General features: G+C 54.6%; 15 protein-coding genes. 7 read left to right on the forward strand and 8 right to left on the reverse strand.

Annotated features, from left to right (window positions below; genetic code table 11):
* Window positions 1–31 precede the first annotated feature (31 nt).
* The 6 genes from Abci_RS00070 to Abci_RS14485 all read right to left on the reverse strand — a co-directional run bounded on the left by Abci_RS00070 (window position 32) and on the right by Abci_RS14485 (window position 8,666).
* A complete protein-coding gene (locus tag Abci_RS00070; protein ID WP_048837110.1) occupies window positions 32–1,225 on the reverse strand; it encodes an acetate/propionate family kinase in 1,194 nt (397 codons plus the stop codon).
* A gap of 86 nt (window positions 1,226–1,311) precedes the next feature.
* A complete protein-coding gene (locus tag Abci_RS00075) occupies window positions 1,312–2,328 on the reverse strand; it encodes a bifunctional enoyl-CoA hydratase/phosphate acetyltransferase (protein ID WP_084597442.1) in 1,017 nt (338 codons plus the stop codon).
* Between the two features lie 29 nt (window positions 2,329–2,357).
* Window positions 2,358–3,362: a dihydroorotate dehydrogenase-like protein gene (locus Abci_RS00080; protein ID WP_048837111.1), complete on the reverse strand. Its 1,005-nt coding sequence runs from the start codon at window positions 3,360–3,362 to the stop codon at window positions 2,358–2,360.
* 17 nt (window positions 3,363–3,379) lie between these two features.
* Entirely contained in the window at window positions 3,380–6,955 is a 3,576-nt protein-coding gene (gene nifJ, locus Abci_RS00085) for a pyruvate:ferredoxin (flavodoxin) oxidoreductase (protein ID WP_048837112.1), read from the reverse strand.
* Window positions 6,956–6,969: 14 nt separating this feature from the next.
* Entirely contained in the window at window positions 6,970–7,794 is an 825-nt protein-coding gene (locus Abci_RS14480) for an FAD-dependent oxidoreductase (protein ID WP_261766341.1), read from the reverse strand.
* 11 nt (window positions 7,795–7,805) lie between these two features.
* Entirely contained in the window at window positions 7,806–8,666 is an 861-nt protein-coding gene (locus Abci_RS14485; RefSeq protein ID WP_261766342.1) for an FAD-dependent oxidoreductase, read from the reverse strand.
* A gap of 357 nt (window positions 8,667–9,023) precedes the next feature.
* On the opposite strand from Abci_RS14485, the gene Abci_RS00095 reads away from it, so the two are divergent.
* The 6 genes from Abci_RS00095 (at window position 9,024) to Abci_RS00120 (ending at window position 17,556) form a co-directional block, all read left to right on the forward strand.
* Complete coding sequence (locus Abci_RS00095) at window positions 9,024–10,004, forward strand: HlyD family secretion protein (protein ID WP_048837113.1); 981 nt, start codon at window positions 9,024–9,026, stop codon at window positions 10,002–10,004.
* Window positions 10,005–10,006: 2 nt separating this feature from the next.
* Window positions 10,007–12,745 (forward strand): ribosome-associated ATPase/putative transporter RbbA, encoded by a 2,739-nt coding sequence (gene rbbA / locus Abci_RS00100; protein ID WP_048837114.1) that lies wholly within the window; start codon window positions 10,007–10,009, stop codon window positions 12,743–12,745.
* On the forward strand, window positions 12,745–13,872 hold the full coding sequence (locus Abci_RS00105) for an ABC transporter permease (protein ID WP_048837115.1): 1,128 nt from the start codon (window positions 12,745–12,747) through the stop codon (window positions 13,870–13,872). Before rbbA ends, Abci_RS00105 begins: the two co-directional genes overlap by 1 nt.
* Before the next feature lie 6 nt (window positions 13,873–13,878).
* Complete coding sequence (locus Abci_RS00110; RefSeq protein ID WP_048837116.1) at window positions 13,879–15,366, forward strand: TolC family protein; 1,488 nt, start codon at window positions 13,879–13,881, stop codon at window positions 15,364–15,366.
* A gap of 123 nt (window positions 15,367–15,489) precedes the next feature.
* Window positions 15,490–16,167 carry a TetR/AcrR family transcriptional regulator gene (locus tag Abci_RS00115; RefSeq protein WP_048837117.1) on the forward strand — a complete coding sequence of 226 codons (678 nt, stop codon included), beginning with the start codon at window positions 15,490–15,492 and terminating at the stop codon, window positions 16,165–16,167.
* Between the two features lie 195 nt (window positions 16,168–16,362).
* The gene (locus tag Abci_RS00120) at window positions 16,363–17,556 is read left to right on the forward strand and encodes a lipase family protein (RefSeq protein ID WP_048837118.1); all 1,194 of its coding nucleotides are present in this window, start codon (window positions 16,363–16,365) and stop codon (window positions 17,554–17,556) included.
* Between the two features lie 156 nt (window positions 17,557–17,712).
* Here the strand turns inward: Abci_RS00120 and Abci_RS00125 are convergent, their stop codons facing one another.
* Complete coding sequence (locus tag Abci_RS00125; RefSeq protein ID WP_048837119.1) at window positions 17,713–19,089, reverse strand: penicillin-binding protein activator; 1,377 nt, start codon at window positions 19,087–19,089, stop codon at window positions 17,713–17,715.
* On the opposite strand from Abci_RS00125, the gene rsmI reads away from it, so the two are divergent.
* Entirely contained in the window at window positions 19,083–20,042 is a 960-nt protein-coding gene (rsmI, locus tag Abci_RS00130) for a 16S rRNA (cytidine(1402)-2'-O)-methyltransferase (protein WP_048837120.1), read from the forward strand. The genes Abci_RS00125 and rsmI overlap by 7 nt on opposite strands.
* 3 nt (window positions 20,043–20,045) lie before the next feature.
* On the opposite strand, the gene Abci_RS00135 is transcribed toward rsmI, so the two are convergent.
* The gene (locus Abci_RS00135; protein ID WP_048837121.1) at window positions 20,046–21,245 is read right to left on the reverse strand and encodes a BaiN/RdsA family NAD(P)/FAD-dependent oxidoreductase; all 1,200 of its coding nucleotides are present in this window, start codon (window positions 21,243–21,245) and stop codon (window positions 20,046–20,048) included.
* Window positions 21,246–21,259 lie beyond the last annotated feature (14 nt).

Here is a 21,259-nt window from a genome sequence, read left to right on the forward strand (position 1 = left end):
CCTGCTTTTTCAAAATTATACGTTTTCTAGTTTATCGTATTATCTCAACTACATTTTTATAAATTTCCAGCCCCTCATCTGTCGGCTCAACCCGGAGAGTTATGCTACTTTCCGTGGCGCTGATAACTGCTGCATGCTGCGCATTTGCTGTGTCATCCAGCTTTACACCAGCCCATGCCAGGGCCTGACAGACCTCCCGCCGTAATACGGCATCATGCTCACCAATACCGGCTGTAAAAACTATTCCATCCAGTCCGCCCATAACTGCGGTAAGAGCGCCTATTTCCTGTATAATACGGTACACAAACAATTGGAGTGCTTGCGCTATGTGCTCCGCCTGTTCAGGTTGACTGCCTTGCGCCAGTGCATCCCGTAACACGCGCATGTCAGAAGACACGCCAGACACACCCAGCAGACCAGAGTGATGATAAAGCGTGTTAACCAACCCCTGCCAGTCTGCCTTTTCCTCCTGCACCATGTAAAGCAAAGCGCCGGGGTCAATGGCGCCGCAACGTGTGCCCATCATCAGCCCATCAAGGGCCGAAAAACCCATTGTAGTTTCAATGCTTTTTCCGTCCTTTAAAGCACATAGACTGGCACCACTGCCCAAATGTGCAATGATGGTGCGTCCCCGTGCCAAGGCAGGATCAATTTCTGCCAGCCTGCCTGAAATGTAGCTGTAAGAAATACCATGAAAGCCATAACGCTTTACCCCACGCTCCGCATACCGCCGTGGCAATGGTAGCAGCCGCGCCATTGTTGGGATTGTGCTGTGGAATGTTGTATCAAAACACGCCACCTGTTGTATGTCTGGCCGCTTGCCCGCAATAGCCTTGGCGGGTGCCAAGGTTGCCTGCTGGTGCAGGGGGTCAAATGGCGTGAGTTGATCAAGTTTTTCCAGAACATCCGCGGTAATAAGAACAGGCTTCAGAAATTCTGACCCACCATGGACAATACGGTGCCCAACTGCCACAACTCTGGTCTGGCGGGAAAAACTACCAAACCAACGAAACAGATGGTCGTAAATATCCAACCCTGTTTCAGACCAGTTTTCCTGCGCGACTATAGTCCCAGCATGGTCTTTGGCGACAAATTTAGCTCCCTGCGGGTTTTGCTCAATTTCACCTTTCAACACGCGTTGTCCCGCATGGCCGTTATCAGACCTGAAAACCGTAAATTTCAGGCTGGAAGACCCGCTGTTAAAAACAACAATAACGTCCTGCATTGCGTGTTGCACTTTCCTGCTCTGGCGTTCAGTGGGGTATTTTTTTTCACCCCTTTTGAATGTTTAAGTCTTTATTACGTGGCCTATTACGCTTTTGCGCCGCTAGCAGCACCTTGCACATAACGAGCATACACTGCCCCTACCGCAGCAGAAGCAAGACGCGCCTGCACGCTATCTGCTCGGCTTGTCAGCAGAATGGGCACACTCGCCCCCAACACAATACCGGCGGACTCTGCCTGTGATAGAAAGATCATGTTTTTGGCAAGCATGTTCCCGGCCTCAAGGTCTGGGGTCACGAGAATTTGCGCCCTACCCGCAACAGGAGAGTTAATCCCTTTTATCTGTGCAGCTTCCTGGTTAACGGCATTATCCATTGCCAGAGGGCCATCCAGCACACCGCCCTGTATCTGGCCACGATCCGCCATTTTGCATAAGCACGCAGCATCAATGGTGCCGGGAATTTTTGGGTTAACTGTTTCCACGGCAGAAAGCAGGGCAACACGCGGCGTGCCCAACCCTAGGCCGTGATGCAGATCTATCGCGTTCTGCACAATATCGCGCTTTACACTTAGGTCGGGGAAAATATTGATGGCTGCGTCCGTTACAAACACAATGTTATCGTAAGTCGGCATAGCCAGAAGAAAAACATGACTAATGCGGCGTGCTGTACGTAACCCGTTGTCTGCTGCAACAACGGCATGCATCAAGATGTCCGTGTGCAGACTTCCCTTCATAAGGGCATGAATCTTGCCAGCTTTGACCAGTGCTACCGCCTGCGCGGCGGCGTCCTCCGGTGTTGGCACATCAATCAAAGCAACACCCGTAATATCCAGATTGCTTTGCTCCGCCACACGCATAATGGTCTGTTTGTCGCCAATAAGAACAGGCTCAATAATGGTTTGTCGGGCTGCGTCCAGAGCCCCTTCCAGCGCGTGCTGTTCACAGGGCCAGACAATTCCCATGGGTACTGCATCAGGGTGTTGGATGGCGTGTTGAATCAGGTTTTCAAATGCCTGATGGCTTTTGGAGGTTTGGGGTGCTGGCATGTCGGCAATATCATGCACAAACTGCGCGGCACTTTGCCCGGTTACTGCTGAAGTCATGAGAGGTCAGATCCTTCTTTCTTCCGGCATCACCGGTTAAGTGACGGTGTGGGGGAGATAATGCGCCGATACTGCTGGCGCAGGAACTTCTCCGCCGCTTGCGCTGTGCCGTGCGCAGCAGAGTGTCCTTTAAAGTCCTGCACACTCTCCAATTTTTGTGCCGTCATCCACTCCTGCACTGCCACAAGCATGGTTTTGATAAAATCCGGCCCGTTCCGCAATAACGCCGAAGTCACCATAGCAACGTCAGCACCAGCCAGCAGGCAGCGAACAACATCATCCCCCGACGTCACACCACCGGACACGGCAAAGCTGGTGTCTAACCGGCGTGAAAGCAGCCCTGTCCAGACAAGCGGCAGCCGCAGATCATCGCTGTTGCTCAAGGGCACATGACTATCCAAAGTTTGCGCCCGGATATCCAGTTCTGGTTCATAAAACCGATTGAACAAGACGAGGCCGTCAGCCCCAGCCTGCACAAGCTGCTTGGCTACATTGCCCGGAGCACTCCAGAAAGGCGGTAGTTTTACACTGACCGGAATAGTCACGTCCGCCTTGACCGCCTTTAAAATACCAACCAGCCGTGCTTCCACATCCGCTCCTGTCTCGTCAGGATCAGTTGGGACATGCCAGATATTCAACTCTATTGCGGCAGCTCCCGCCTGCTCAAGCTGGCGGGCAAAATGAACCCATCCCGCCTGTGTGCTCCCATTCAGGCTGGCAATAATTGGTACTCCAGCACGGTCAGCAGCCCGGCGCAGGGTGTTCAGGCGGCCTTCCAGAGGGGACGCCACAGCAAAAGACGGAAAATACTCCGTTGCTTCAGGGTGACTGTTTTCCCCCATACTCATCAGGCTGGCTTCATGCACCTCCTGCGCAGCAATATCCTCCTCAAACAGCGAGGCCATCACGATCGCAGATGCCCCGGCATCTGCCACGCGCAAGATGGACTCAAGCTCTGCTGTGAGCGGAGACGCTGAGGCCACGACTGGGTTTTTAAGCGCCAACCCCATATAACGAGTTGTCAGATCCAGCATTGTAAAGCCCCCTTCTCTCAACCCACATCTTCCCAGTGCGGCAGGAAGCGGCTGCCATCCCGGGCGGCCATGTCTTCGTAAATACGATATTTCTCGTTCAGAGCAGCCTGTGCCTGATGCAGCATGTGGGCCGCAGCATCAGGGTGAGAGCGGACAAGCGTTTTGTAGCGCAGTTCACGGTAAGCGTAGTCTTCCAAAGGAATACGTGGCCGTGTTGAGTCCAGCCGGAACGGGTTTAGCCCCTCCTTCCGCATGGTGGGGTCAAACCGGAACAAGGGCCAGTAGCCCGATGCAACGGCACGGGCCTGCTGCTTCATACCTGTACGCATATCAATACCATGTGCAATACACTGCGAATATGCGAGAATGATGGACGGCCCCTCGTACGCCTCGGCTTCCCGCATGGCAATAACCGCTTGTTCGGGGTTTGCGCCCAACGCTATCTGCGCCACATACACATTTCCGTAAGAAATAGCCTGTAATGCCAGATCCTTACGCGGTGCACGCTTGCCCGCTGCCGCAAATTTTGCGGAGGCACCAAGCGGTGTGGCTTTTGAAGATTGACCACCCGTGTTGGAATAAACCTCTGTATCCAGCACCAGCACATTGACGTTGCGGCCCTGCGCCAGAACATGGTCCAACCCGCCGGAGTCAATATCGTACGCCCAGCCATCACCCCCGATAATCCAGATAGAACGGCGGATGAGGAAGTCAGCCACGGAATGCAGCATGATAGCATCCGGACTTTCCATGCTCTCAAGCTTCTTTTTCAGCGCCGCTACACGGTTACGCTGCTGCACAAAGTCATATTCCGTATGCATGGTGGCGCCTAGCAAGGCTTTGGTGAGGTCCTGCCCAATGGCTGCCGCCTGTTTTTCCAGTAGCATCCTTGCCAAGGCCGTCTGTTTATCCGCGGCAATACGGAAACCAAGCCCGAACTCGGCATTGTCTTCAAACAAAGAGTTAGACCACGCAACACCGCGCCCTTCAGCGTTGGACTTCCACGCATGGGCTGGTGTGTTCCCTGCGAAAATAGCAGAACACCCGGTTGCATTTGCAATTTGCAGACGGTCACCAAAAAGCTGAGACACCAGCTTGAGGTACGGTGCCTCGCCACACCCGGCACAGGCACCACTGAACTCAAACAATGGCTCAAGAAACTGTATGCCCCGCACATTGGCTTCATTAATTGTCGTGCGGTCCATATCAGGCAGTTTTTCAAAGAACGCTATATTCTTGCGCTCCTGCTCCAGAATGGGCAGCTTTTCGCCCATATTGATGGCGCGTTTCTCAGTCTCCGGCACAATGGCGGGACAGTTTTCGACACAGACCCCGCACCCTGTGCAGTCCTCTACATAGAACTGAAGCGTAAACCGTGAGTCAGGGTAGCCGCGTGCGTTGATGGGTGCTGATTTGAAGGCTTCTGGTGCGCCTTCAAGGTCCTTTTGCTCATACATTTTGGCGCGGATAACACTGTGCGGACAGACAATGCTGCACTGGCCACATTGCAGGCAGGCATCAGCGTCCCACACCGGCACTTCAACCGCAATATTGCGTTTTTCATACTGTGTTGTGCCGCCCAGGAATGTGCCGTCTACCGGCATGTGACTTACGGGAATAGCCTCCCCTCGCCCGGCCATAATCTCGCGTGTGATCTGCTGCACAAATTTGGGAGCCTCTGCTGGCACAAGCGGCGGCATAGCCAGTGTGCCTTCGGCCTGTTGCGGCACCTTAACCTCATGCAGGGCCGCAAGCGCAGCATCTACCGCCTTGAAGTTCAGTTGCACAACGGCATCGCCCTTGGCACCATAACTATGCTGAATGGCCTTCTTGATTTCTGCTGTTGCCTCATCCTGCGGCAAAACATTGGAAAGATGGAAGAAGCATGTTTGCAGAATGGTATTAACACGCGGCCCCAGCCCCAAATTCAAGGCTACTTCCGAGGCGTTGATAACAAAAAACTTCAGCTTTTTCTGAACTATTTGGTCCTGCACCTTGCGCGGCAAATGATCCCAGACATCCTCTGGCCCGTAAGGACTATTCAACAAAAACGGTGCGCCATCGTTTGCAGCAGCCAGAACATCTCGGCGGAACAGGAAGTCAAACTTGTGGCAGGCTACAAAATCGGCATGGCGGATAAGATATGGCGCATTGATGGGTTGTTTGCCGAACCTGACATGTGACGCCGTTTCACCGCCGGATTTATGGGAGTCATAATCAAAATAAGCCTGCGCATACCATCCCGGTTTTTCGCTCAGGATTTTAACACTATTCTTGTTGGCTCCCACCGTACCGTCTGCGCCCAGACCGTAGAACAGGCAACGCACCGTGCCCTCGGGCTCAATATCAAAGCCCTCATCATAGGTCAGGTTGGTGTGCCCAACGTCGTCAATAATACCAATGGTGAAGTGGTTTTTGGGCGCGGGTTTGGCCAGTTCATCAAAAACGGCACGCGCCATACCCGGGTTAAAGTCCCGTGAAGACAACCCATACCGGCCACCGATAACACGCGGCATGTGCTCAAACTGCCCATCCGCCACGGCTTCGGCAAGCACACTGACACAATCAGCATGCAGCGGCTCCATGGGAGCGCCGGGCTCTTTGGTGCGGTCCAGCACTGCTATCTGTTTAACGCTTTTGGGCAACGCTGCCAGAAAATGTTTGGCAGAAAAAGGGCGGAACAACCGCACCTGCAAAGCCCCAACTTTTTGCCCCTGTGCGCATAGCCATTTAGCCGTATCCCGCACAACATGAGAGCCAGAGTCCATACTGATGATAACCCGCTCAGCGTCCGGCGCGCCGTCATACTGGAACAGGCCGTAATGTCTGCCTGTCAGCGCAGCAAAACGGTCCATAGCGTCCTGCACCGCATCTGGCACGCGTGCGTAAAACGGATTAACGGCCTCACGGCTTTGAAAATAGGTATCTGGGTTCTGCCACGTACCGCGAATAAACGGGTTCTCGGGACTTAGGGCCCGCTGCCGGTGCGCCTGTACCAGCCGATCATCTATCATGGCGCGGATGGTTTCATCCGGCACCATAAACAGTCCGTTATATTCGTGGGATGTTCGGAAACCGTCCGTATAATGAATAAAGGGTACCCGCGCCGCCAGCGTAGCGGCTTGTGCAACAAGCGCCAGATCATGCCCTTCCTGCACGGAACCGGCACCCAGAATGGCAAAGCCGGTTGTGCGCGCTGCCATGATGTCCTGATGGTCACCAAAAATGGAGGAAGCTCCAGCAGCCAGCGCACGTGCTGCGACGTAAAATACGGTAGAGGTGAGCTCACCTGCAATTTTGAACATATTTGGCAGCATGAGCATAAGCCCCTGCGATGCCGTGAATGTTGTGGTGAGCGCGCCCGTTTGCAGGGAGCCGTGAACACAGCCCGCAGCCCCACCTTCGGCCTGCATTTCCTGCACAACAGGAATATCGCCCCAGATGTTTTTAACACCCTGGTCTGACCATGCATCTGCCAGCTCAGCCATAGAGGATGACGGCGTAATGGGATAAATTGCACAGACCTCGTTCACGCGGTAGGCAATGTGCGCAACGGCCGTATTGCCGTCGAGTGTTACGGTTTGTTCGGTCATATTTCCATTCCCTCTTACGCACGCACTGTGAAGGCTGCTGGCGCTACAGGTTCACCCAAGCTCCCAGTCGGGGCAGTGTTTTCCTGAGGCTCGGGGTGCATTTCTATGGCATGGCATGGGCACTGGGCGGCACACACAGCGCAACCGGAACACAGGTCCAGAGAAACACTGTATCCCTTACCACGACCAAGACGGCTGATGGCTTGCTCAGGGCATGCTGCAAAACAGTTGTCACATTCGTAGCAATTACCGCAGGAAAGACAGCGCCCAGCCTCGTACCGCGCCTGCTGTGCGCTCAGGCCCGCTGTAACCTCCTCAAACCCCACACGCTGCCCAGATGGAACCTCCGCTTGCTGGCTTTGTGCTGCGTTGCGGTAGTCGGGCAGATGCAGCATCTCCAGCCCCACAACAGCAGGAGTAGGTGGGTGTTCATAGGTCTTGCCAGCAAGATAAGCATCAATAGCAGCGGCTGCGCGTTTCCCGTGCCCCGTGCCGGCTGTCATGGTGCGGGCACCGCCTATGCAGTCTCCTCCTGCAAAAATACCCGGCTCACCCGTCATCAGGGTTAGGGCATCCACAGCAAGGGTCGCATCTTTGTTAACGATAATGGAGGGCGTATTACCAACCAAAGCGAGGTCACTATGCTGCCCAACCGCCATCAAGACACTATCTGCGGCCAGTTGAGTGGTCTCACCTGTGGGGGTAACACTCCCATCCGGGTTCATGGTGACTTTTTCAACAATCAGGCCGTCAGCACCAAAGTGATCCACCACGCTGAGCCAGCGTATTTTCACGCCTTCTGCAAATGCTTCCTCTGCCTCGGCGGGGAGTGCTTCCATGTGGTCCCGGTCTACCGGAACACCACCACAACATCGCTCGCACCAAGGCGCTCGGCCGTTCTGGCTGCGTCCATTGCCACGTTACCGCCGCCCACAACGGCCACAACCTTGCCTAGCTCCGGCCGCTTTCCGTGGCTGACCTCATCCAGAAGACTGACAGAGTCCACCAGCTTTTTTCCGTCCTGCGTAGGGATAGCCAGGTGGTTGGCAACCTGCGCTCCTACAGCCACGAACACGGCATCAAAGCCACCGTCTTCTTTGGCCTGCTTGACATCCTGCACTGTTACACCACAACGGAGTGTTACACCCGGCATGGCGGCAATACGGTCTATTTCCTGCTGAAGGGGGCCACGGGGCAGACGATACGCCGGTATACCATGCATCATCATGCCGCCGGGTTCTGGTGCTGCATCCCGCACTTCCACAGCATGACCCCGGCGCGCCAGATGATAGGCACAGGAAAGCCCGGCGGGCCCGGCCCCAACTACCAGCACCTTCTTGCCTGTAGGCGGCGCCACTTCAAACTGCCAGTTCTGTTTTAGGGCTTCGTCCCCCAGAAAGCGCTCTATTGCATGAATTGAAACGGCATCATCCAACCCGCTGCGGTTACATCCGCTCTCACAAGGGTGGTAACAGGCACGACCGTGCACTGCTGGCATGGGGTTATTAACCACAAGCGCACGCCACGCAGCCTCATAATCCCCTGCCTGCGCGTGAGATAGCCACCCCTGAATGTCCTCCCCTGCGGGGCAGGCCTGATTACAGGGCGGTAAAAAGCTTTCATATACAGGCCTCTGCCACCGGTAACTACCAACCCCCTTCCTGACCGTATCCTGCATACTCTGCGTCATGTCATGAAGTTTTAGAGACATTATGCGCTCTCCCGTTGGATGCGTGGCATGATGCACCCACCAAAAAAACAGGTGCATGGCCCGCACGCAGGCGTCGTTAACAAATTGCTGCCAAGGATATAAAAAACGAACACGTTGTCAATTTTAATTGGGTTAAATTTGATTGTTTTTTGTGACAATATTATTTTGTAAAATATGAATTTACTTACAACCAAGAAAAACAATTTGATTTTAATTAGGACTTATTTGGTTCTCTATTTCGGTTTAAATTCCAAAATAATAACTTGACGTTTTCGTCATAAATTATAGATAGTTTGATCTTCACGTCAAACCCCTTCCCCTCGTTCCTCATCTGTTTTTTGCCACGCAAGGTTTATTGTGAAAGCTCCTGCTAAAATAACGCTTATTGCCGCCTCTGCCCTTGTTCTCATTGGGGGCGCTTATGCGTGGCACCACCAGCAGGAAGCAAACCGCATTCCTGATGGCATCATTTACGGTAATGGCCGCCTTGAGTTCACGCGGGTGGATGTAGCCGTAAAGTATCCTGGCCGTATTATCAGCCTGACAGCACACGAAGGTGACACTGTTGCTGCGGGTCAGGTGCTGGCGCAGGAAGATACAGGCACAGTGCTGGCCCAGCTTGCGCAGGCGCAAGCACAACTGGACCGGGCCGGAAGCACGGGCCGTCGCGCAGAGGCTGAACTTGCAGCACGACAGTCGGCCCTCAAGCTGGCACAGGATGAACTGCGCCACGCCCAGACCATGCGCCGCCAAAACCTGATTTCCGATATGGAAGTTACGCAGCGCCGCACACAGGTTGAAACATCACAATCTGCCGTGGCCGCCACAACTGCTGCCGTGCAGGAGGCCCAGCACGCTCAAGCTGGCGCTACAGCGCAAGTGCAGCAAATTCAGTCCATACTGGATGACATGACCATTCATGCACCTTTAGCAGGCCGCATCGAATATCGTGTGGCGGAGACTGGCAGCGTTCTTGCCCCCGGCGGCCGGGTCTACGCCATGCTGGACCCTGTTGACCCATACATGACCCTGTTTTTCCCGACTAAAGCCATAAGTGGCCTGAAAACTGGTGATGAAGCCCGCATCAAGTTTGACGGGCTTGACCAGCCGGTTGCCGCCACTGTGTCCTTTATTGATACGCAGGCCCAGTTCACGCCCAAATATGTTGAAACAGCGACAGAGCGTGAGCAGTTGATGTACCGGGTCAAACTGCGTGTGACCGCGGCGGAGCAGAAGCGTCTGGGCAGCGTGTTGAAAGCTGGCATGACTGGCAACGGCTATATTCGTGAACGGCAGGACGTTGCGTGGCCTACAGCCGCACAACAGAATGGCATTTAAGCATGAGCGCTGATGCCTCTGAAATCCGGCTGGAAGGCGTCTGCCACAGCTATGGTGGCCAGCAGGTTCTGCACGATATTTCCCTGCGCCTGCCAGCCGGGCAAACCATTGCATTTGTAGGGCCGGACGGGGTTGGTAAATCCACATTGCTGGGCCTTATTGCCGGGGTGAGGCACCTCCAGCAGGGGGAGGTCCATACTCTTGGCGTCAATGTCAGAAACAAACCCGAGCGCGAGGCTTTTCTGTCTCGATTGGCCTTCATGCCGCAGGGTTTGGGGAAAAACCTATACCCCACGCTTTCTGTTCGGGAAAATATTGATTTTTTTGGCCGTCTGTTTGCCCTGAATGCCGCTACGCGCGAAAGCCGTATTACGCATTTGTTGGATGCAACAGGTCTGGCACCCTTCCCTGACCGCCCCGCAGGCAAGCTGTCTGGCGGCATGAAGCAGAAAGTCAGTTTATGCTGCTCCCTCGTGCATAATCCGGACCTGCTTATTCTGGATGAACCCACAACCGGCGTGGACCCCTTATCCCGCAGGCAATTCTGGGCACTTGTTGACCAGATGCGCGCTGAGCGCCCATCCATGACCGTCATTGTCTCAACCGCCTATATGGATGAGGCTGAGCGCTTTTCATGGCTTGTTGCCATGAATGGCGGCCGCATTCTGGCCTCGGACACCACGCAGGCTATCAAGAACCAGACCAACACGACCAGCGTGGAGGACGCCTATACGTCCCTGCTGCCGCAGGAAGATCAGCAGGAAATTGCTGGCTTTACCATTCCGCCTTATCAGGATGACGGCAGCCCTCCGGTCATTGATGCTGAAAATCTGACCCGGCAATTCGGGTCTTTCAAGGCCGTAGATAATGTGAGCTTCCGCATTCGCAGAGGCGAGATCTTCGGGTTTCTTGGCTCGAACGGGTGCGGCAAGTCCACCACCATGAAAATGCTGACCGGGTTGCTGGATATTAGTAGTGGCACAGCAAAAATGTTCGGGCACCCTGTCACGGCAGGTGACATGACAACGCGCATGCGCATTGGCTATATGTCACAAGGTTTTTCTCTCTACGAAGAACTGACAGTACGCCAGAACCTCATGCTACAGGCCCGGCTTTTCCGTATGCCGGAAGCAGAAGCCAAACAGCGTGTCACGACCATGCTGGAAAGCTTCCGGCTGGCAGAGGAAGCGGACAGTCGGCCTACAGGTTTGCCCCTTGGCTATCGCCAGCGGCTACAGCTTGCCGCGGCCTGCATTAACAACCCCGATATCCTTATTCTGGATGAACCCACCTCCGGTGTAGACCCTGCTGCGCGGGATATGTTCTGGAAACATCTGGCCAACCTGTCCCACGCCCAGCATGTGACCATTTTTGTCTCCACCCACTTCATGAATGAAGCAGCACGCTGTGACCGTATTTCCCTTATGGATAAAGGCAAAGTGCTGGCAATGGGCACGCCCGAGGAGATTACCCAGCAGGCCGGTGCGCACACGCTGGAAGACGCGTTTATTCAGTGCCTGGAAACTGCGGGCAACAATGCCGGTGTTACAGCCGCTCCGCCTGCACCACCAGAAGCACTGGATGCTGAGACTAAAACAATCCCTCCTTTCATAAGCTGGTTTTCACGCTGCTGGGCCTTTGCTCGCCGCGAGGGTGTTGAGCTTACCCGTGACCGGCTACGCCTGATGTTTGCCATCCTAGGCCCTGCTATTCTGTTGCTCATTTCCGCTTACAGTGTGTCGTTTGACATTAACTCCATTCGCTACACTGTGGTGGACCATGACCAAACCCATGCCAGCCGTGAATTGGTTGAGCAGTTCCGTGGGTCTCGGTATTTTCACGAAGTCTCCTATGCCCCAGACCGGGAGAGCGTGGAGAACCGTATTCAACAGGGCAAAGTGGCGTTTGGTCTGGATATTCCGGCCAATTTTGGGCGCGACATGGCGGCAGGACGCCATCCTGGCCTAGGGGTGGTGATTGATGGCTCCATGCCGTTTCTGAGCGCCAATGTGCGTTCTTATGTGGATGCGGTGCTGCTCAGCTACGCCGCCTCAATGCAGAAAACACTGCCACGTTCTGTTTCGGCAAGCCTTATGCCCGTCAGCATTACACCGCGCTTTGTCTATAATCAGGAATTCCGCAGCATCTACGCCATGACACCGGGCACCATTATGCTGGCGCTTATTCTGGTTCCCACCATGCTGACAGCTCTTGGCGTGGTGCGTGAGAAAGAAATTGGCTCCATCATGAACCTGTACGCCTCCCCGGCCAGTTCCGGGCAATATCTCATAGGTAAGCAACTGCCTTATGTTGGTCTTGCCGTGCTGGCGTATCTGGTACTTGTCCTGCTTTCCACCACATTGCTTGGCGTTCCTCTCAAAGGCTCGTTTATTGCGCTGACTATTGGGGCCACGCTGTATATTTTTGCCTGCACAGGGTTTGGGCTGCTGATTTCCACGTTCGTCAGCTCTCAGGTGGCGGCCATTTTTGGCACGGCTATCAGTTGCCTGATCCTCTCCGCCAATTTTTCCGGGTTATTGTATCCGGTCTCTACCCTGTCTGGCGTTACGTACCTGATCAGCCAGTTTTTTCCGGCATCATGGTTCCAGCTTATCAGTCTTGGGTGTTTTACAAAGGGTCTGGAGCTGAATGCCTTCTGGCGCATGTATGCAGCGCTTATTGGCTTTGCGGCTCTCTACATGACGGGAGCCCGCCTTTTCCTTAAAAAACAGGATACGTAATGCTGCGCTGGTTTATGAATGTCAGCCTACTGTGCCGCAAGGAATTTCACAGCCTTATGGGCGACTTCGTGCTGCTTGGGCTGATCGTGTTTTCCTTTTCCGCGGCGATCATTGAAGTGGCGCATGGCGTGAAAATTGATGTCTCAAACGCAACCGTGGCGTTTATTGATGAAGACCATTCTGCGCTCTCCCGCCACTTGCGGTCTGCGGTTCTACCGCCTTACTTCAAGCCACCAACCCTGACAGACCGCGCCCATGCCAGCACCGGTATGGACGATGGGACATTCAATTTTGTTGTCGATATCCCGCCCCGTTTTGAAGCGGACGTGCTGGCAGGACGCACCCCGGACGTGCAGGAACTGATTGATGCCACAGCCATGACACAGGCCGGGCTTGGCGCGGTGTACCTCCAGCAGATTTTTCTGGCAGAGGTCCAGGCTCAACTTCATTTACCCTCCATGACCAGCCTGATGCCGTTTGAAATCGACAGCCGCATCCGCTTCAATCCCAACAGTGAGTCAGCCTGGTTTACCTCCGTTATGCAGGTTGTCACCAACGCGACTGTTCTTTCAATTGTGCTGGTCGGAGCTGCGGTTATTCGTGAACGCGAGCATGGAACAATGGAACATTTGCTGGTGTTGCCTGTTTCTGCCAGCCAGATTGCCATTGGTAAAATTCTGGCCAACGGAGCGGTTATTTTCATCGCCAGCCTGCTGTCACTGTGGCTCACCGTCCATCTCTGGCTGGGCGTGCCTATCGCCGGGTCGCAACTACTTTTTGCGGGCTGTCTGGTGCTGTATCTGTTTTCCGTCACGTCCCTTGGCATGATGCTGGCAACCATTGCCCCCAGTATGCCGCAGTTCGGGCTTCTGGTCGTGCCGGTCTATGCCGTCGCCTACCTGCTGTCTGGCGCAGCAACCCCGGTTGAGAGCATGCCGGACCTTATCCAGTCTCTTGTCCGGTTTTTCCCGACCACGCAGTTCGTAAAAATTGCGCAGTCCATTCTCTATCGCGGTGCGGGGCTTGAGAGCATTTGGCCCTCCCTGCTGGCCATTATTTTGTCTTCCACTCTTTTTCTTGCCATGGCGCTTACTCGTTTCCGCTCCATGCTTGCCCGTCAGGACTGAACGCCGATGCCTTCTTTTCCCGTGCATTCCGCCCGCCTGCTGCTGTCCAGCCTTGTATGTGCCAGCCTTGCGGCCTGCTCCCCTTTCAAAACACAGCATCCAACATCAAACGTGACGGTTCCCAGCCATTTTGCGGCTCTTCCAGCAACAACTCCTGATACGGACCTGACAAAATGGTGGACTGCGTGGCAGGACCCTCTGCTGTCCCACCTTATTGAGCAGGCACTGGCCGCCAACCCCGACATAAAGAGTGCTCAGGCACGTGTGCGGGAGTCCCGGGCTTATACAAAGGAAGCGAAGTCTGCCCTTTACCCGACAGTGGGTGTCATGGGGTCCATGATGGGCGGCGGCATGGACTGGCGTCACCCCGTACCACCCCTGCTGAAAATGGCTGCACCCGATATTCAGGACCCCGCAACAGATGGTCATATTGCAGGCCTGACCATGGCATGGGAGCCTGACATCTGGGGTGGCAAGACGGCCACCAAACGTGCCGCCCAACACATGTCTTTGGCAACAGAAGAGATTTTGCACGGCACACATATGGCCATTGCCGCCGATGTTGCTGCCAATTACCTCACTGCCCGAGGGCTTCAGCAACGGCTTACCTTGCTGGACCAGTCAATCACGACACTGCAAAGCCTCAAGCACTATGCTTCCGCCCGCTTCAACGCAGGTCAGACAACTCAGGCTGATATTCAGACCATTCAGGCGCAAATAGACAGTATGCAGGCGCAGCAACCTCTGCTGCACGCTTATCTGGATGCATGCCGTCACCGTATTGCTATTCTGGCAGGTGTCCCGCCGGAGCAGGCCCCTGAACTGCCGCTCTCTGTAGGCTTTCCATACACTGTGCCTGCCGTACCTACCGCCGCCCTGCCGTCAACCGTGCTGGAGCGGCGACCAGATATCCGGTTGCAAAAGAATATTCTGGAAGCCAACTTCCAACGCCTGATCAGCGCCAAGACAGACCTGCTGCCGCGCTTTGGGCTGGAGTTTTTTGGCGGAGACGGTCGCCTTCGTTTTGATGGCCTGCCCGGTGTTTCTGGTTCAGGCGGGTTGATGGCCGTGAATGCTTACCTTCCGCTTTTTACAGCAGGACGCATCCATGCGCAGATCAACGCCGCAGATGCCCAACTGGATCAGGCCGTGGCAGGCTATGACAAGGCCGTTCTCACCGCTTTAAGTGAAATTGAAGACGCTTATGAAAATCGCTTCAGTGCGGACCAGAATACGACGCATCTGACCGCACAGGTTGCTGCCCTAGCCAAAGCTACATCTCAGGCAACAGGGCTTTATGAAGGTGGGCGTTTTACCATGCAGGATGTTCTTACCACCCGTATGAAGAAAATTGCCGCGCAGGATGATCTGGCCAGCGCCCGGACACAACGCGCTCTGGCAACCGTGCAACTGGCCCGTGCGCTTGGCGGAGGCTGGAATGCCGATGCAATGCCTGGCACATCCGCCCCGCCTGCCGCAGAACAGAAGAGATAAATTTTTTAAGGGCTTATCGCGTAGCGTTATGACATAATTCGTATTAGAAAATACTTCCCCTTTCCCCTTTTCTGCCCGCACCATCGTTACGCGGGCAACAAAGGAGCACAGAAGCCATTGAGCATGCCCCAACCCTCCTCTTCCAACACCACTCCCCCAAAACGCAAGGCTTATCGGGCGTCAAAAAAACGAGAGATGACACGGTCTTTCAAAGAAGAAGCTTTTGAAAGTGCCGCCTGGAAGATTTTCTCTTCTTTGGGGTTGGATGCGGCGACGGTGCGGGACATTGTGTCTCTTAGCAATGTGTCACCCGGTAGCTTCTATAATTACTATAAAACGAAAGAACGGATTTTCGATATTCTTCTGGTGCGCGTGACAGAACGCGTCAAACAAACCGTTCTGCAAACACGCACAGAAGCTGATGACCTTGAAACCATGCTGACCAAAAGTCATGGGGCAGTATTGCGTGAACTTTTAAGCATAAACGGTGCACCCAGCTTTTTTGAGCTGAACCAGCATCATATTCGTGCCCGCCTGTTTACCATGAAAGAAACGCGGGACATGCTGGATAATCTCAAACAGCACCTGTTACGGCTCATCCCCGTTGCTACAATTTCTCCCGACCGCATGACCTTTATTGCTGCCTCCACACTCACCATGGGTCTGGAATCCCTGCTTTATATGGCGCGCAACCCATTGCTTGATATTGATGAGACAGCACTTCTTGCGGGCAGTATGGCTGCGGGCAACATTCGGGGGGCTGTAAAGGTTCTGTCACCGGAACATATACCCCCTGCATAAGGCGGCATAAATCAGTTTTTCACAAAACCTTCATTCAATTTCAAAAATTACTTTTTACTATGTGGCACTATGCCTGTTTGACACCCAAAACCATTTCCAATACGGTTTACTTGTTTTTAGAACTCTCTCTCAGCAACTTGGCTTTCCGTTGGCTTTCACGCGCGACACAAAGCCTGAATAAATGAGACCATCTGCATGCATTCTTTTTCACTCAAAAAAATCACACGTCACTGTGCCGCTGGTATCGCCCTGTTGGCCACAACAGCGTTAGCCCATGCTAACCCAGCGCCAGCCAGCCAAACAGCGGGACATGTGGTGAGTGCTGAACCACTCTCACCTGCTTTTAGCCTGCCAGATGCAGGCGCGGCCTACCGTGTCACCTATCTTTCAACAGACGGCCTGACCCAGAAAGGGTTGGTTCCGGTGACTGAAGAAGTGATTTTACCCAAAGGAAAAGCACCAAAAGGCGGTTGGCCAATTGTGGCGTGGGCCCATGGGACCGTGGGAGTTAACAGCCAGTGCGCCCCCTCTCTAGCTCCTTATACAGAGCGTAACCGTATTTATCTTTCAGCCTGGATGAAGCGTGGTTTTGCCATTGTAGCCACAGACTATCAGGGGTTGGGCACATCAGGCGTACATCCTTACCTCAATACGCGCGTGGAAGCCTACAGCGTGCTGGATGGCGTACGGGCGGCCCTTTCCTCCTACCCGCTCAAAAATAAAGTCATGATCGTCGGGCAGTCTCAAGGCGGTGGGGCCGCAGTCGCGTCAGCATCGTTCGCGCCAGAATATGCCCCAGATATTGATATCCGTGGCACTGTTGCAACTGGCGTTCCCTATCTGGACCCTGCCTTGATGGCGGCACTTCTGAAGCCACCTGCCGATGGCAAGGTGGAAACCGGCTTTAACCCGCTTATTGTGTATGCACTGTATCTTGCCAACGGGCTTGCCGCGCATGACGCCGCCTTCTCGCCGAAGGATGCGTTTACAGCTAAAGCCATGCCTGCTTATCACGCAGCGGCACAAAGCTGCGTCAGCCAGCTGACAGACCAGGTGAGAAATGAGGGGCTGAATTTTCAGAATGCCATCAAGCCCGAATTCAGCAAACTGATGGCACCCGCTATTGCGGATATGCGGTATCCCACCCTTAAACTGGCTCAACCTCTGTTTGTCGGCACAGGGTCTGAAGACAGGGATGTTCCGCCTGCCCTTCAATTTGCACTTGTAAAAGCTGCTTGTACAGCGGGTTCAAACGTGCAGGCTCATGTTTACAAAGGGCTGGACCATAGCCAGACCGTCAATGCCTCTTTGCCTGATTCTGCAACATTCACCGTAGCCGTCATGGCAGGTAAACCGGTTGCATCTACTTGTAGTGCGCTGAATAACTAAGACATGTAAGGCATCTTACTGCTTTATGGTAAGATGCCTTTCTTCAAGCATGCTGCTTATTTCGTTTATTTTTAGAAATACACAGCATACTTTGATCTAAAAAAGATTATTTACGTTTAGGGTGCGATTTCATGCGCACCCTAAAAACACTGTCCCTCATCCAGCAACTTGAGATGAGGAGGTCGCAATCAGCTTGGCGCTATTTCCACCGCCAATAACCTCAAACACACCCAGTGCACGCCGTGCCTGCCCATCGGGCTGCAAGGTAAAGTGCCCGTCCACCCCGGCAAATCCTTCTGGGCGGGTCAACACGTCCACAGGATAACCGGAGGGAGCAATTTGCGCTGTGGTTTTTGCAACCATGGCGGCATCGTAAGACAAATCGGCCAATGGGCGTGGCATGTGGTGGTTACGCGCCATAAACTGGGTCGCGAATGTCTGCCGGGAAGACGGGTCTGGCGCAGCATACCAAGCGCCCTTCAGTGCACCAAGCTTGGTCGCAAACGCAGCCCATAGGCCTGGGCCAAGAATACGAACCTTATCCGACGTGACTTGGGAGTCATTCAAGGCAGATATAACATTTTTCAAAGCCAACCCGGTGTCACCCAGCAACAGCGCATCAAATGGCGGTGCGCCCAGCTTTGGTGCTGAAGCTGCATCTGCACCGTTGGAATTAAGCGCTGCGGCAAGGTCGGATGGTAACGCCTTGTCGGAGGCCGCGTCTGTATCAGGCTTTGCAGCATCGGTTGTGGCTTTTGCGTCAGCCAGACGGCTATCATACGCCGCTAACTGGCGCATCATAGCTGTGATATTCGTCTCGGTGCCCGTGTGGTAAATAACCGTTGGCGCAATAAGCCCCTGTTCTTGGCAGGCAGCGCGTAACCCGTTGCCCAGCGCATGACCAAGAGGATTATCCGGAAGCAGAGCCGCAAAACGGCTCCGGCCTGTTTTGTGGGCCAGAGCCACCAGGCGCTGCACCTGATCTTCAGGCGTAATGCCCATAACCCAAACGCCGGGTTTGGCCTGCGTGATATCACTGGTAAACGCCAGAACGGGTACGTTGGCACTTATGGCTGCTGGGGCTGCTGCTGCGGTATCCCCTGCCGTTAAGGGGCCAAGCAAAATACCGTCACCTGCCGCAATGGCTGCCGCAGCGGCTGCAGACGCACCCCCTGGCCCGGCGGTATCATGCACATCCATTTGTGCAGGCAGGACCGCCGCCGTTGGGCCAGACGTCACTGTAGATTGAGCAGGCGCATCTCCCAGCGCCAATTGTGCGCCAGAAAGCAGTTCGCGCCCTAGTCCCGCATTAGGGCCTGTCAGCGGCAGAAGCACACCAACCTTATGGCTTACTTTTGCTGGCTCGGCACTGGAGCCGGCAGGGCCAGAGTGGTCAGCACATCCGGCAAGCAGCAGGCCCATTGTACCCAGTACAGCCATTCCGCTCTTGCGTGTTAAGCCGTTTGCCGCCAGACCACCATACGGCGGCTTGGTCAAGCCAACCTCTGACAGGAAAGAATAGGCGCGTGTCATCATCCAGTTCGTCCTCCGAAAACAACCGGTCTGATGCACAATGCGACCGGGACCCTGCTATCCATAGCGAAGGACGCAGCCCAAGTCATGCCCCCCGTGCCTTCAGCCTGACACTTGTTGCCACACCAATTGGTAATCTGGGCGATTTCAGCCCGCGCGCCGTGCAAGCCCTTGCAGCCGCAGACGTTGTTTTGTGCGAAGATACCCGCACCACAGCACGGCTGTTGATTGAAAACGGAATTTCCGTGCGCACGGAAGCCCTGCACGAACATAACGAACGCCAACGTGTGCCCGCCCTGATTGAGCGACTGCAAAACGGCACTAATATTGCCCTTGTGTCTGACGCAGGCATGCCTCTGCTCTCGGACCCCGGCTACAGGCTGGTGCGTGCTGCCATTGATGCAGGTGTGTCACTTACCGTTATTCCCGGCCCCAACGCGGCACTGACTGCGCTGGTTCTGTCTGGCCTGCCCCCGCACCCCTTCATGTTTGTCGGTTTTCCCCCTCCGCGTTCTGCTGCACGCAAGGAAGGCTTTGCCAAACTTCATGCTGCTGAGCGGGCTGGGCTTTCAGCAACGTTAATATGGCATGAGGCTCCACACCGGTTGGCAGAAACGCTGGCTGATATGGCGGAAATTTTTGGGTCCACCCGCCCCGCCGCCGTTGCGCGGGAGCTGACAAAGCGTTTTGAGGAAGTCAAACGGGCAAGCGTTGCAGAGCTTGCTGCATTTTACGCCGAAAACCCGCCGCGCGGAGAAATTACACTTCTTCTTGGCCCAGCGGAGGAGACGGAGACCAGTCAGGATGATCTGGACACAACGTTGCGCACCCTGCTGGAAACTCACTCCGTTAAAGATGCGGCATCCGTAGCGGCAACAGCCGCAGGCCTGCCACGCCGTACAGTCTACGCGCGGGCGCTTGAGCTTGCGGCAGAAAGTAAAAAAGAAGACTAACGATTACCCTTCAGCAATGGCCGTGCCAGCAGCATGGCCACTTGCCCATGCCCAGTGGAAATTATAACCACCCAGCCAACCCGTAACGTCCACGGCTTCCCCAATAATATAAAGTCCCGGAACGCTTTCTGCCTGCATGGTTTTGGAAGAAAGGGCGCGTGTATCAACCCCACCACGCGTAACCTCTGCCTTGGCAAAACCTTCCGTACCGGTCGGGTAAATATCGAGACGATGCAGAGATGCCGCCAGCGCACGAATAGTTTTGTCCGGCCACTCAACCACGGGCCGGTCAGGCACGTGTTGGCGGGCCATCTCCTGCGCAAGGCGTTGCGGCAACCAACGCCCAAGCGCTGCCGGGCCGCGCATTTTACCCTTGGTCGCTTTCAATCCGCCTACCAGTTGCTCTGCGTTCTGCCCTGGCAGAAGGTCCAGCCTGATTGGCTCTCCCGCATGCCAGTAGGACGAAATTTGCAAAAGCGCCGGGCCGGATAGCCCACGGTGCGTAAACAGCAACGCTTCCTCAAACGCCATCTTTCCGCAGGAGGCTTTTACAGGAAGGGAGACACCAGCCAGTTCGTGCATCCACCCCTGATCCATCCCACCAAAAACAAATGGCACCAGAGCGGGTTCGGGCGTCACTATTGGCAAGCCAAAGTGCTTTGCAACATCGTAAGCAAAGCCCGTTGCGCCAATTTTAGGTATGGACAGGCCGCCTGTAGCGAGCACCAGCGCAGGACTTAAAAACGTGCCGCGTGACGTTTCCACCCGGAACTTATCTGAGCGGCTGATCTCCCTGACCCGTACATCCGTGAACAAACGCACACCAGCAGCGGAACATTCAGCCAACAGCACGGACAGAATATCTTGCGCAGAATTATCGCAAAAAAGCTGCCCAAGCTTTTTTTCATGCCACGGGATACGGTGTTTTTCAACCAATGACAGAAAATCTGCCGGTTTGTAGCGGCTCAGGGCTGAACGGGCAAAATGCTTGTTCTGAGAAATAAAGCGCTCAGGCTTGATGTCCCTATTGGTAAAATTACAGCGTCCCCCGCCAGAAATAAGGATCTTGCGCCCAATTTCCGGTGAGTGATCAATAACTATAACCTGCTTACCTTTTTGGGCGGCAGTAAAGGCGGCCATAAGGCCTGCAGCCCCGGCACCAATAATCAGCACGTCTGGCGTGCGTACACCCACGCCATGCATATCTACCAAGAGAG

Source organism: Acetobacter cibinongensis (assembly GCF_000963925.1).
GTDB classification, from domain to species: Bacteria; Pseudomonadota; Alphaproteobacteria; order Acetobacterales; family Acetobacteraceae; genus Acetobacter; species Acetobacter cibinongensis.